Source organism: Gaetbulibacter jejuensis, from assembly GCF_039524015.1.
Taxonomy (GTDB): Bacteria; Bacteroidota; Bacteroidia; order Flavobacteriales; family Flavobacteriaceae; genus Gaetbulibacter_B; species Gaetbulibacter_B jejuensis.
Genome location: NZ_BAAAGF010000001.1, coordinates 81,274 through 93,062 on the forward strand (window position 1 = coordinate 81,274; position 11,789 = coordinate 93,062).

Annotated in this window: 10 protein-coding genes; 9 read left to right on the forward strand and 1 reads right to left on the reverse strand. The window is 33.1% G+C overall.

Annotation, left to right across the window (positions count from 1 at the left end):
* Window positions 1-45 precede the first annotated feature (45 nt).
* Window positions 46-1,677, reverse strand: coding sequence for an ABC-F family ATP-binding cassette domain-containing protein (locus ABD011_RS00315; protein WP_343795065.1), 1,632 nt, complete (start codon window positions 1,675-1,677; stop codon window positions 46-48).
* A gap of 407 nt (window positions 1,678-2,084) precedes the next feature.
* Here ABD011_RS00315 and rplM point away from each other — a divergent pair, with 407 nt between their 5' ends.
* The 9 genes from rplM to asnS all read left to right on the forward strand — a co-directional run bounded on the left by rplM (window position 2,085) and on the right by asnS (window position 11,656).
* On the forward strand, window positions 2,085-2,540 hold the full coding sequence (gene rplM / locus ABD011_RS00320; protein ID WP_129760934.1) for a 50S ribosomal protein L13: 456 nt from the start codon (window positions 2,085-2,087) through the stop codon (window positions 2,538-2,540).
* Complete coding sequence (gene rpsI / locus ABD011_RS00325; RefSeq protein WP_129760933.1) at window positions 2,540-2,926, forward strand: 30S ribosomal protein S9; 387 nt, start codon at window positions 2,540-2,542, stop codon at window positions 2,924-2,926. Before rplM ends, rpsI begins: the two co-directional genes overlap by 1 nt.
* A 184-nt stretch (window positions 2,927-3,110) precedes the next feature.
* Window positions 3,111-3,881 carry a 30S ribosomal protein S2 gene (rpsB, locus tag ABD011_RS00330; protein ID WP_129760932.1) on the forward strand — a complete coding sequence of 257 codons (771 nt, stop codon included), beginning with the start codon at window positions 3,111-3,113 and terminating at the stop codon, window positions 3,879-3,881.
* 84 nt (window positions 3,882-3,965) lie between these two features.
* Window positions 3,966-4,940 carry a translation elongation factor Ts gene (tsf, locus tag ABD011_RS00335; protein WP_129760931.1) on the forward strand — a complete coding sequence of 325 codons (975 nt, stop codon included), beginning with the start codon at window positions 3,966-3,968 and terminating at the stop codon, window positions 4,938-4,940.
* A gap of 108 nt (window positions 4,941-5,048) precedes the next feature.
* On the forward strand, window positions 5,049-5,756 hold the full coding sequence (pyrH, locus tag ABD011_RS00340) for a UMP kinase (protein ID WP_129760930.1): 708 nt from the start codon (window positions 5,049-5,051) through the stop codon (window positions 5,754-5,756).
* Between the two features lie 62 nt (window positions 5,757-5,818).
* On the forward strand, window positions 5,819-6,376 hold the full coding sequence (gene frr, locus ABD011_RS00345; protein ID WP_129760929.1) for a ribosome recycling factor: 558 nt from the start codon (window positions 5,819-5,821) through the stop codon (window positions 6,374-6,376).
* A gap of 56 nt (window positions 6,377-6,432) precedes the next feature.
* On the forward strand, window positions 6,433-7,707 hold the full coding sequence (locus ABD011_RS00350) for a hypothetical protein (protein WP_343795066.1): 1,275 nt from the start codon (window positions 6,433-6,435) through the stop codon (window positions 7,705-7,707).
* A 73-nt stretch (window positions 7,708-7,780) separates the two neighbouring features.
* Complete coding sequence (locus tag ABD011_RS00355) at window positions 7,781-10,183, forward strand: efflux RND transporter permease subunit (protein WP_343795067.1); 2,403 nt, start codon at window positions 7,781-7,783, stop codon at window positions 10,181-10,183.
* A 39-nt stretch (window positions 10,184-10,222) separates the two neighbouring features.
* Window positions 10,223-11,656, forward strand: coding sequence for an asparagine--tRNA ligase (gene asnS, locus ABD011_RS00360; protein ID WP_131508788.1), 1,434 nt, complete (start codon window positions 10,223-10,225; stop codon window positions 11,654-11,656).
* The last annotated feature ends 133 nt before the right edge of the window (window positions 11,657-11,789 follow it).

Consider the following 11,789-nt stretch of genomic DNA (forward strand, 5'->3'; position numbering starts at 1 on the left):
AAACCACACAAAAGCAACACAATAGCAGTATATTTTAATGAAAAATTATAAATCGAGGGCTTTAATATTTTCTATACGGTTACGTTCTAGGAAGTCATCAATAGTTTCAAAATGTTCAATAACACGTTGATTTTTAAATTCGAAAACTTTTTTTGATAAACCTTGAAGAAAATCACGATCGTGAGACACTAAAACTAAGGTCCCATCAAATTCTTTTAAAGCATCTTTTAAAACGTCTTTAGATTTTAAATCGAGATGATTGGTTGGCTCATCCAGAATCAACAAGTTTACAGGTTCTAGTAGCAACTTCACCATAGCTAACCTGGTTTTTTCACCACCAGAAAGCACACCAACTTTTTTGTCGATATCGTCGCCTTTAAACATAAAACGACCTAAAATATTTTTTATTTGCGTACGAATATCGCCTTTTGCAACTTCATCAACCGTTTGAAAAATAGTTAAGTCTTCATCTAAAAGTGCAGCTTGGTTTTGTGCAAAATAACCTACTTGAACATTGTGACCTAATGAGCAAGTGCCTTCTACATCAATTTGTCCCATAATGGCTTTTATCATCGTTGATTTCCCTTCACCATTTCTACCTACAAAACATACTTTTTCGCCACGGGCAATTGACATGTTTGCATTTTTAAACACTACATGGTCATCGTAGGATTTAGAGACATCTTTTACCGTTACAGGATAATCACCCGAACGCTGTGTTTTTGGAAAACGCAACTTTAACGCCGATGTATCGATCTCATCAATCTCAATAATTTCAAGCTTTTCTAACATTCGCTCTCTTGATGCCACCTGATTGGTTTTAGAATATGTACCTTTAAAACGCTCAATAAACGCTTGGTTGTCCGCTATAAATTTTTGTTGTTCTTGATATGCTTTTATTTGATGCGCTCGTCTATCTTCACGAAGCTGTAAATAATGAGTATAATTTGCTTTGTAATCGTAAATACGACCCATAGTTACTTCTATAGTTCGGTTTGTAATGTTATCTACAAACGCTCTATCGTGCGAAATCACGACCACTGCTTTTGCCTTATTCACTAAAAAATCTTCTAGCCAAATTACCGATTCAATATCTATATGGTTGGTTGGCTCATCAAGCAAAATTAAATCGGGTTTTTGAAGTAAAATTTTCGCCAATTCAATTCGCATACGCCATCCACCTGAAAACTCACTTGTTGGTTTATTGAAATCTTCAGGCTTGAAACCCAAACCTTTCAACGCTTTTTCAACTTCAGCAGTGTAATTTACTTCCTCTAAAGCATAATACTTTTCACCCAAATCTGATACGCGCTCAATGATTTTCATGTATTCATCAGATTCGTAATCGGTTCGTGTTTCAAGCTGCTTGTTTAACGCATCCATTTCATCACGCATTTCAAAAATATGACTAAATGCTTTGGATGTTTCTTCTAAAACTGATGTATTATCTTCGGTTAATAAATGCTGAGGCAAATAAGCTATTACAGCGTCTTTTGGTGTTCTAACATGTCCTTTTGTAGGATTTTGAACACCAGCAATAATTTTCATCATTGTAGATTTTCCGGCACCATTTTTACCCATAAGGGCAATTTTATCATTTTCATTTATAGTAAAAGACACATCACTAAATAAGGTGTGACCACTAAATTCTACAACTAAATTATCTACAGAAATCATAGCTTTAATTTTAAAGGCGCAAAACTACTAAAAGCCGAAAGATAAATCTTTGATTTTTTTGAAGTAATGTTAGTTTTTACGGTATTACATATATAACATTAATAAAAACACTCAAAACCTCTAAGAAAATTGACATTATAATGTTTGGTATACTTTAAATAATCAATCTAAAATCATCTCTTATTTTACACAATTGTATATCAAAACTATTCCATAATTATATGAATAGAAAAACCTATAAATGACAAATTGCAACCTAGTATAAAACAAACCTTAATTCAACCTTTTTAAACAGCCTGATTTTCAACGAAAAAAAACATCTAATTAGAATTTGGTAATCAAATATATAATCGTAAATTTGCAAACTCTTTTTGAGAGAAGAATGTTTAATTATTAAATTAGAAAGTGTGGACACATTAAGCTACAAAACAGTTTCAGCAAATAAAGCCACTGTAAATAAGGAGTGGGTTTTAGTTGATGCTGAAGGACAGACTTTAGGTCGCTTAGCTTCTAAAGTTGCAAAACTTTTAAGAGGTAAGCATAAACCTAACTTTACACCACACGTTGATTGCGGAGACAATGTAATTGTTGTTAACTCTGAAAAAATCAACTTAACAGGAAACAAGTGGAACGACAAAACTTACATTCGTCACACAGGTTATCCAGGTGGTCAAAGAAGTTTATCTGCTACAGAAATGTTTGGAAAAGATCCAGCAAGATTAGTAGAAAAATCAGTAAAAGGAATGTTGCCTAAAAACAAATTAGGCGCAGATTTATTCCGTAACCTAACAGTTGTTGTTGGTACTGAGCATGCTCATGAAGCTCAAAAACCAAAAGCAATTAACTTAAACGAATTCAATTAATGGAAGTAATTCACAAAATCGGCCGTAGAAAGACGGCTGTTGCTCGTGTGTATGTTGCCCAAGGAAAAGGAAACATCACGATTAACAAAAAAGACATGGCGGTTTATTTTCCTACTGCAACTTTACAGTACAAAGTAAACCAACCTTTAGCTATGACTAACAATGATGGCAACTTTGATATTACAGTAAATGTATATGGAGGTGGCATAACAGGTCAAGCTGAGGCAATCCGTTTAGCATTATCTCGTGCTATGTGCGAAGTAGATGCTGACAACAGAGGTATTTTAAAACCTGAAGGTTTATTAACTAGAGACCCAAGAATGGTAGAGCGTAAGAAATTCGGACAGAAGAAAGCTCGTAAGAAATTCCAGTTCTCTAAACGTTAAAATCCCCAACTTGATTTCGGGATCTGTATTTACAGTTTTACAATCAAGTTATTTAAAACATTTAAACCAGTTATTGTTGCCCATGACCTTTGTGTCAGGGTTTAGTTTAGCATCTAAATGATTAAGGCGAGCAAAAGCAACCACTCAATCATTGCTAATTCAACAGAACGTAAACTATTACAAAATGGAAAAAGTAGAAGTAAAAGAATTACTTGAAGCAGGTGTACATTTTGGACACTTGACTAGAAAATGGGATCCAAACATGGCTCCTTACATTTATATGGAGCGTAACGGTATCCATATTATCAATCTTTACAAAACTGCTGCCAAAATTGAAGAAACTTCTCAAGCTCTTCACAAAATTGCAGCTTCTGGAAAGAAAATCTTATTTGTTGCTACAAAAAAACAAGCTAAAGACATCGTTGCTGAAAAAGCAGGTGCAGTAAACATGCCTTACATTACTGAAAGATGGCCAGGTGGAATGTTAACTAACTTTGTTACTATTAGAAAAGCTGTAAAGAAAATGGCTTCTATTGATAGAATGAAAAAAGATGGTACATTCAACACACTTTCTAAAAAAGAGCGTTTACAGGTAGACCGTTTAAGAGCTAAATTAGAAAAGAACTTAGGTTCTATCTCTGATATGACTCGTTTACCAGGTGCTTTATTTGTTGTAGATATCAAGCGTGAACACATTGCAATCAAAGAAGCACAAAAATTAAACATTCCAATCTTTGCAATGGTTGACACTAACTCAGATCCAAGACAAGTTGATTACTTGATTCCATCTAACGATGATGCTTCAAAATCAATCAACAAAGTACTTTCTTTGGTAACTTCTGCAATTGCAGACGGTTTATCAGAAAGAAAATCTGATAAAGCTGATAAATCAGAAAAAGCAGCTAAACCTGCTAAAACTGCAAAAAAGAAAGCAGTAGCTGAAGAAGAAGAATAAATAACAATTTCAAAACATAAATAAGTCGTTTAGTTCTTTTCTTTGTTGAAAATTAATTGGACGACTTTTTTAAATTTTAAACTCATGGAAAATACTGTAAAAATTACAGCCGCAGAAGTAAATAAACTAAGACAAGCAACAGGAGCAGGAATGATGGATTGCAAAAAAGCCCTAGTGGAAGCTGGTGGTGATTTTGACAAAGCTATTGAGGTTTTACGTAAAAAAGGACAAAAAGTTGCTGAAAAAAGAGCTGACCGTGACTCATCTGAAGGTGCAGCTATCGCAAAAATTAACGATGATAATACTGTAGGTGTTGCTATTGTATTAGGTTGCGAAACTGACTTTGTTGGTAAAAACGAAAACTTTGTGAAATTAGCTAACGATTTAGCTGATATCGCTATAAACTACAATACAAAAGAAGAGTTTTTAGCTGCTGATTTTGGTGGAATGACTGTTGCTGATAAATTAACTGAGCAAACAGGTGTTATTGGTGAAAAGTTAGACATCACTGCTTTTGAAAAGTTAGAAGCTCCTTATGTTGGACAATACGTTCACATCAATAAAATTGCTGCTTTAGTAGGTTTATCTGCAAAAGTAGACAACGCTGATACTTTAGTAAAAGACGTTGCAATGCAAGTAGCTTCAATGGGAGCAACTACATTATCTTACAAAGATTTTGATCCTGCATTTATCGCTTCTGAAACTGAAGCTAGAATTGCTGTTATTGAAAAAGACAATATTGAATTAGGTCGTTTAGGTAAAACTTTAAAAAATGTACCTCAATACATTTCAATGGCACAATTAACTCCTGAAGTTTTAGCTAAAGCTGAAGAAGATGCAAAAGCTGAATTAAAAGCTGAAGGTAAGCCAGAGCAAATTTGGGATAGAATTTTACCAGGTAAAATGGAGCGTTTCATTTCTGATAACACAACTTTAGACCAAGAACAATGCTTATTGGATCAAAACTTCATTAAAGACGAAAAAATAAACGTAGCAAAATATGTTGCATCTTATGGAGATGTTGAAGTTACAAGTTTTAAACGTGTAACTGTTGGATAATTAAAATCCAATTTTCCAAAACATTAAAAAGCTTCTCATAACGAGAGGCTTTTTTTATAATTTAAAAACAAAAAAATTATGTAGTTTTGCTAAACTTTCAAAATCAAAATGAAATACAAAAGAATTCTCCTAAAATTATCTGGTGAAGCCCTAATGGGAACACGTCAATACGGTATTGATCCTGTACGTTTATCAGAATATGCAAACGACATTAAAGAAATCATTGAAAAAGGTGTTGAAGTAGCCATTGTTATTGGTGGTGGAAACATTTTTAGAGGTGTTGCTGGTGCAAGCAATGGAATGGACAGGGTTCAAGGTGATCACATGGGTATGTTAGCAACCGTCATTAATGGTTTAGCTTTACAAAGTGCCTTAGAAGATGCTGGTGTACCTACTCGTTTACAGTCGGCAATAAGTATTGATGAAGTTGCTGAACCTTTTATTAGAAGAAAAGCACTTCGCCACTTAGAAAAAGGGCGTGTTGTAATTTTTGGTGGTGGAACAGGAAACCCATATTTTACAACAGATTCTGCTGCTGTATTAAGAGCTATTGAAATGGAAGCTGATGTTATTTTAAAAGGTACTCGTGTAGATGGAATTTACAATGCTGATCCTGAAAAAGACTCAAAAGCTGTAAAATTTGATTATATTTCTTTTGATGATGTATTGCGCCAAGGTCTTAAAGTAATGGACACTACAGCCTTTACATTGAGTCAGGAAAATGAACTTCCAATTATTGTTTTTGATATGAACAAAAAAGGAAACTTACTAAAAGTAGTTTCTGGAGAAAAGATTGGAACTAAAGTAAACTTATAATAATTTTAAAGGTTTGGCTCATTTTTTGAAATGGCTTTTTAAGAATTAAAATACTTTTAAAGATGAACGAAGACATACAATTTATACTAGACTCTGCTAAAGAATCAATGGATGCTGCAATAAAGCATTTAGAAAAACAATTAGTAAACATTAGAGCAGGAAAAGCTAGTCCTGCAATGTTGGGAGGTGTAATGGTTGACTATTATGGGTCTCAAACACCATTAAATCAGGTTGCAAACGTTAACACTCCTGATGGTAGAACCATATCTGTTCAACCTTGGGAAAAAGGAATGCTACAAGAAATTGAGCGAGGAATAATGATTGCAAATCTTGGTTTTAACCCTATGAACAATGGTGAAATGATTATTATTAATGTGCCACCATTGACTGAAGAGCGTCGTCGTGACCTTGCTAAACAAGCTAAAGCTGAAGCTGAAGATGCTAAAATTGGTGTTAGAAGTGCAAGAAAAGATGCTAACAACGAAATTAAAAAATTAGATGATGCATCAGAAGACCTTCAAAAAAATGCAGAGATTGACATACAACAAATGACCGATAAATACGTTAAAAAAATTGACGATATTTTAGAAGTCAAAGAAAAAGAGATAATGACAGTATAATTAAAAGCGACATAATTGTCGCTTTTTCTTATCCTTTTAAAACCCTTCCCTCTTACATGCATAAACACTGTGTTTTTATTTTTTTTATACTCTGTATTTATACTACACAGTCGCAAACAACTTTAAAAGATTCTACTAAAGTTAGTCAGGACTCTATTAAAAAAACCGAATTCCTTAAACAAATAGGCAATGGTTTTTTTCCAACCAATTACTTAAACATAGATTTACGATACCTTTTTAAATACAACCAATATGAAGGTGTCAGAACAGGTTTAGGCGGCATTACAAACAAACGCTTTTCAGAACATTATAGACTTAATGGCTATCTTGTTTATGGGTTTTTAGACCATAATTTTAAATACAGTATTGGTGGTGGGTTTAGACTTGCGTCAAAATCTAACACTTGGCTAAACTTATCATATACTGATGATCTTCAGGAAACAGGAAGTTCTGCTTTTTTAACCGACAAACGTTTTTTTCAGTTCTTTGAACCTCGATTGCTTAATATTAACTTGTTTCATAAACACATTACTAAAGCTATAACTTTAGAGCATAAACTAAGTAAACATTTACTTACCGAAACGCAATTTGCCGTTAGCAACATCAACCCTACGTATAGCTATGAATATTTAAAAAATGACAAAATATTAAACGAATTTCACTTAAGTACAGCTAAAGTTGCATTGCAATGGAGTCCGTTTAGTAAGTTTGAAGTTTCAGAAGATGACTTAATAAAAGAAATTAAAACTGGCTATCCTAAATTCACACTACAATACACACATGCTTTTGAAGATGTTTTTAGAAGCAATATTAACTTTTCAAAGTTAGACTTTAGAACTGTTTATCAGTTAAATTATACTAAAGAGTCGTACACACAAGCAACAGTAGTTGCAGGAATGGTAAGTGGCGATACACCCTTAACGCATTTATATCATGCTTATCCAAACAATATCACCAAAGAGACCATATTACAACGATTTTCGGTTGCAGGTATAAATAGCTTTGAAACCATGTATTTTAATGAATTTTTCTCTGATAGGTTTTCAACCTTTCAGCTGAAGCATTATTTTCAACCTTTTAATATTTCTGAACGCTACAAACCTCAATTGGTATTAATAACAAGGTATGCAATTGGAAACATGGGCAATATTGACAGGCATCAAAATATAACATTCAACACCTTAGAAGATGGTTATTCTGAATCTGGTTTTGAAATCAACAAACTTCTCTTTGGTTTCGGACTTAGCTTTGCGTATCGTTATGGAGCTTACCACCTACCAAAAACCGAAGATAACGTAGCTTTTAAATTTACCTTTAACGTTTCGTTATAAACACAATAATAAACTTGTTTTTCTTAGCTAATCCTTAGCTTTTTTCTACCTTTGTCGCTGTTTTTGTAACACTATGTTTAAACTATTTACAACAGGATTCTGGGAAGTTGTTGCGCGAGTTATTTTGCGTAATAAAATAGCAATACTTATTGCCATAATTCTTGCTACAATTTTCTTTAGTTATCAGTGGAAATATATGCGCTTCACCTACACTGAAGCCAATTTATTACCTGATGATCATGAGGTAAATGTTACTTACAACGAGTTCTTAGATATTTTTGGTGAAGAAGGTAACCTCATTGTTTTGGGTGTTAAAGACTCAACCCTTTTTTCGGTTGAAAAACTTAACGCTTGGAATCAACTTTCTGAAGATTTTAAAGCTTATGATGAAGTTGAAACCGTTGTGTCAATTAAAGACCTTCAAAAACTTGTAAAAAACAACGATGCTCAAAAATTTGAATTAGAGCCTTTTATAAAAGATTCTATTCATTCTTTGGCGCAAATAGATACGCTTCAAAACGAACTGTTTAAACAGTATCCTTTTTATGATAATTTTCTGTTTAACAAGACCACAAAAACCATTCGAACAGCTATTTATCTTAAAAAAGATATAGTTAATACACCTGCAAGAAAAGATTTTATAATTGAAACGCTTCAAGATAAAATAAGCACCTTTGAAAGTGAAAATGATTTAGATGTTAGGGTTTCAGGTATGCCTTACATTCGTACCCTAAACTCACAAAACATTGTTGATGAAATAGGACTATTTATTGGAGCAGCTTTACTAGTAACTTCGTTAATTTTCTTTTTCTTTTTCAGGTCGTTTAGAGCCACATTTATCTCTCTTATTGTAGTGTGTATTGGTGTAATGTGGACTTTTGGTATACTTGGGTTGTTAAAATATGAAATCACTGTTTTAACAGCTTTAATTCCGCCACTTATTATAGTTATTGGTATTCCTAACTGTATCTTTTTAATAAATAAATACCAACACGAGGTTAAAAAACATGGTAATAAAGTAAAGTCGCTACAGCGTGTCATTACAAAAATTGGTAACGCTACGTTAATGACTAATGTTACTACTGCTTCTGGTTTTGCTACTTTTATTCTTACTGAAAGTACGTTGCTTAAAGAGTTTGGTATTGTGGCTTCGCTTAGCATTTTAGCTATTTTTATATTGTGCCTTTTGGTAATACCTATTATTTACACCTTTTTACCTTACCCTAAAGAACGTCACTTAGAACATCTTAACAAACGTTGGATTGGAACTTTTGTAGATTGGATGGAACGCATGGTAAGAGAGCACAAAATTGCTATTTATGCAACTTCAGTTGTTTTACTTACTGCCAGTATTATTGGTATTTACCAAATAAAAATTTCGGGTAGTTTAATTGAAGACATGCCTAAAGAAAAAGAGTTTTTCCATGACATTCGCTTTTTTGAAAGTGAGTTTAATGGTATTATGCCTCTTGAAATTATGGTAGATACTCAACGTAAAAAAGGCGTTATGAAGTTAAGTACTTTAAAACGCATGAACGAGTTAGAGGAACTCATCATTGAAACACCAGAACTATCAAGACCAATATCAGTAGTTAGTTTGGTAAAATATTCTAAACAAGCTTACTATAATGGTAACCCAAAATATTACCAACTCCCAACTAGTCAAGAAAACAGTTTTATTTTATCGTATGCAAAAAACTCATCTTCAAATGTAGATTTACTAAATAACTTTGTAGATAGTACAGGTCAATATGCGCGTATTACAACCTTTATGAAAGATATTGGTACTGATAAAATGGAGCGTATTGAAGAAGACCTTCAAAACAAAATTAACAAAGTGTTTCCTGAAGAGCGTTATAAAGTTACTATGACAGGTAAAGCATTGGTATTTCAAAAAGGAACAAAGTATTTAGTAAAAAATCTCGCAATATCATTATCCTTAGCCATAATTTTAATCTCATTATTTATGGCTTATATGTTTAGATCTTTTAGGATGATTATTGTATCCTTAATTCCTAACATATTACCATTACTAGTAACCGCAGGTTTAATGGGTTATCTAGGAGTGCCTATAAAGCCTTCAACAATTCTAGTATTTAGTATTGCTTTTGGTATTTCGGTAGATGACACTATTCACTTTTTAGCAAAATACCGTCAAGAGCTTCAAGCCAACCACTGGAAAATAAGAAAGTCGGTTTATGCAGCATTGCGCGAAACTGGTGTAAGCATGTTTTATACTTCAATAGTATTATTCTTTGGCTTTTCGGTATTTACCATATCTAGTTTTGGAGGTACAGTTGCTTTAGGAGCTCTAGTTTCGGCCACATTACTTTTTGCAATGTTGTCTAACCTATTGCTTTTACCATCGTTATTATTATCGTTAGAAAGAAGCATTGCCAATAAAGAAGTATTACGAAAACCAGCAATAAACATTATTCCTGAAGAAGATGATGAAATAGAAAATTCTTCAGAATAATCATAAAAAATTATCTTTGCATTTTAAATTTAATATCAAATGAAATTACACACTGTTGCAGAACTATTGTCAAGTGACATTACACTACAAGACATTGAAATTAAAGGATGGGTTAGAACGTTTAGAGCTAATCGTTTTATAGCTTTAAATGATGGTTCTACAATTAATAATATACAATGTGTAGTAGATTTTGAAAACACAGACGAAGCCACCTTAAAGCGCATAACTACTGGTGCTGCAATACATATAAAAGGTGAACTTGTAGAAAGTCAAGGAAAAGGACAAAGTGTAGAAATACAGGTTAAAACCATTGATATTCTTGGTGATTCTCACCCAGACGAATATCCTATTCAACCTAAAAAACACTCGTTTGAATTTTTACGTGAAAATGCACATTTGCGCACAAGAACAAGTACATTTAGCGCTGTAATGCGCTTGCGTTCTTCATTATCATTTGCTATTCACAAGTACTTTAATGAAAATGGTTTTTATTATATGCACACACCTATCATTACAGGTAGTGATGCCGAAGGTGCTGGTGAAATGTTTAGAGTAAGTGCTCTAGATGCTAAAAACCCTCCATTGACTGAAGATGGAAAAGTAAACTACAAAGAAGATTTCTTTGGAAAAGAAACCAACTTAACCGTTTCTGGTCAGTTAGAAGCCGAAACCTATGCAATGTCATTAGGTAAAGTGTACACATTTGGACCAACATTTAGAGCGGAAAATTCTAACACATCACGTCACTTAGCTGAATTCTGGATGATAGAACCAGAAGTGGCTTTTATGGATTTAGCTGGTAACATGGATTTAGCCGAAGATTTTATGAAATCGGTGTTGAGCTACGTTCTAGAACACAACATGGACGACCTAAAATTTTTAGAAAACCGTTTACTTGACGAAGAAAAAACAAAACCTCAAGCTGAACGTAGCGAAATGAGCTTAATTGAAAAGTTAAAATTTGTTGTAGACAACAACTTTAAGCGTGTAAGTTACACTGAAGCCATAGATATTTTACGTAATAGTAAGCCAAACAAGAAAAAGAAATTCAATTATATTATTGAAGAATGGGGAGCGGACTTGCAAAGCGAACATGAGCGCTATTTAGTTGAAAAGCACTTTAAATGCCCAGTAATCTTATTTGATTATCCTGCAAACATTAAAGCATTTTACATGCGTTTAAATGAAGACGGAAAAACCGTTAGAGCTATGGATATTTTATTCCCAGGAATTGGAGAAATTGTAGGTGGTTCACAGCGTGAAGAGCGTTTAGACGTTTTAAAAGAAAAAATGAAAGCGCTTGATATCGAAGAAGAAGAACTATGGTGGTATTTAGATTTACGTAAATACGGAACTGCTGTTCACTCTGGATTTGGATTAGGTTTTGAGCGTTTAGTTATGTTTGCTACAGGAATGGGTAACATTAGAGATGTTATACCTTACCCAAGAACACCTCAAAATGCTGAATTCTAATTGCACTGAGATTTTTAATTTATATCGCTAGATGTTTATTAAATGTATCACTTCAAAATAAATAATGAAATAAAACAATCTACGTTCTAACATAATGTAGATTGTTTTTTTTATTTTTACTCTAAACCCAAAT

What these genes read in the sequence shown, in the direction of transcription:
- ABD011_RS00315 (WP_343795065.1), bottom strand. Translation starts at nt 1,677, where the DNA reads ATGATTTCTGTAGATAATTTAGTTGTAGAATTTAGTGGTCACACCTTA.
- rpsI (WP_129760933.1), top strand. Translation starts at nt 2,540, where the DNA reads ATGGAAGTAATTCACAAAATCGGCCGTAGAAAGACGGCTGTTGCTCGT.
- rpsB (WP_129760932.1), top strand. Translation starts at nt 3,111, where the DNA reads ATGGAAAAAGTAGAAGTAAAAGAATTACTTGAAGCAGGTGTACATTTT.
- tsf (WP_129760931.1), top strand. Translation starts at nt 3,966, where the DNA reads ATGGAAAATACTGTAAAAATTACAGCCGCAGAAGTAAATAAACTAAGA.
- pyrH (WP_129760930.1), top strand. Translation starts at nt 5,049, where the DNA reads ATGAAATACAAAAGAATTCTCCTAAAATTATCTGGTGAAGCCCTAATG.
- frr (WP_129760929.1), top strand. Translation starts at nt 5,819, where the DNA reads ATGAACGAAGACATACAATTTATACTAGACTCTGCTAAAGAATCAATG.
- ABD011_RS00350 (WP_343795066.1), top strand. Translation starts at nt 6,433, where the DNA reads ATGCATAAACACTGTGTTTTTATTTTTTTTATACTCTGTATTTATACT.
- ABD011_RS00355 (WP_343795067.1), top strand. Translation starts at nt 7,781, where the DNA reads ATGTTTAAACTATTTACAACAGGATTCTGGGAAGTTGTTGCGCGAGTT.
- asnS (WP_131508788.1), top strand. Translation starts at nt 10,223, where the DNA reads ATGAAATTACACACTGTTGCAGAACTATTGTCAAGTGACATTACACTA.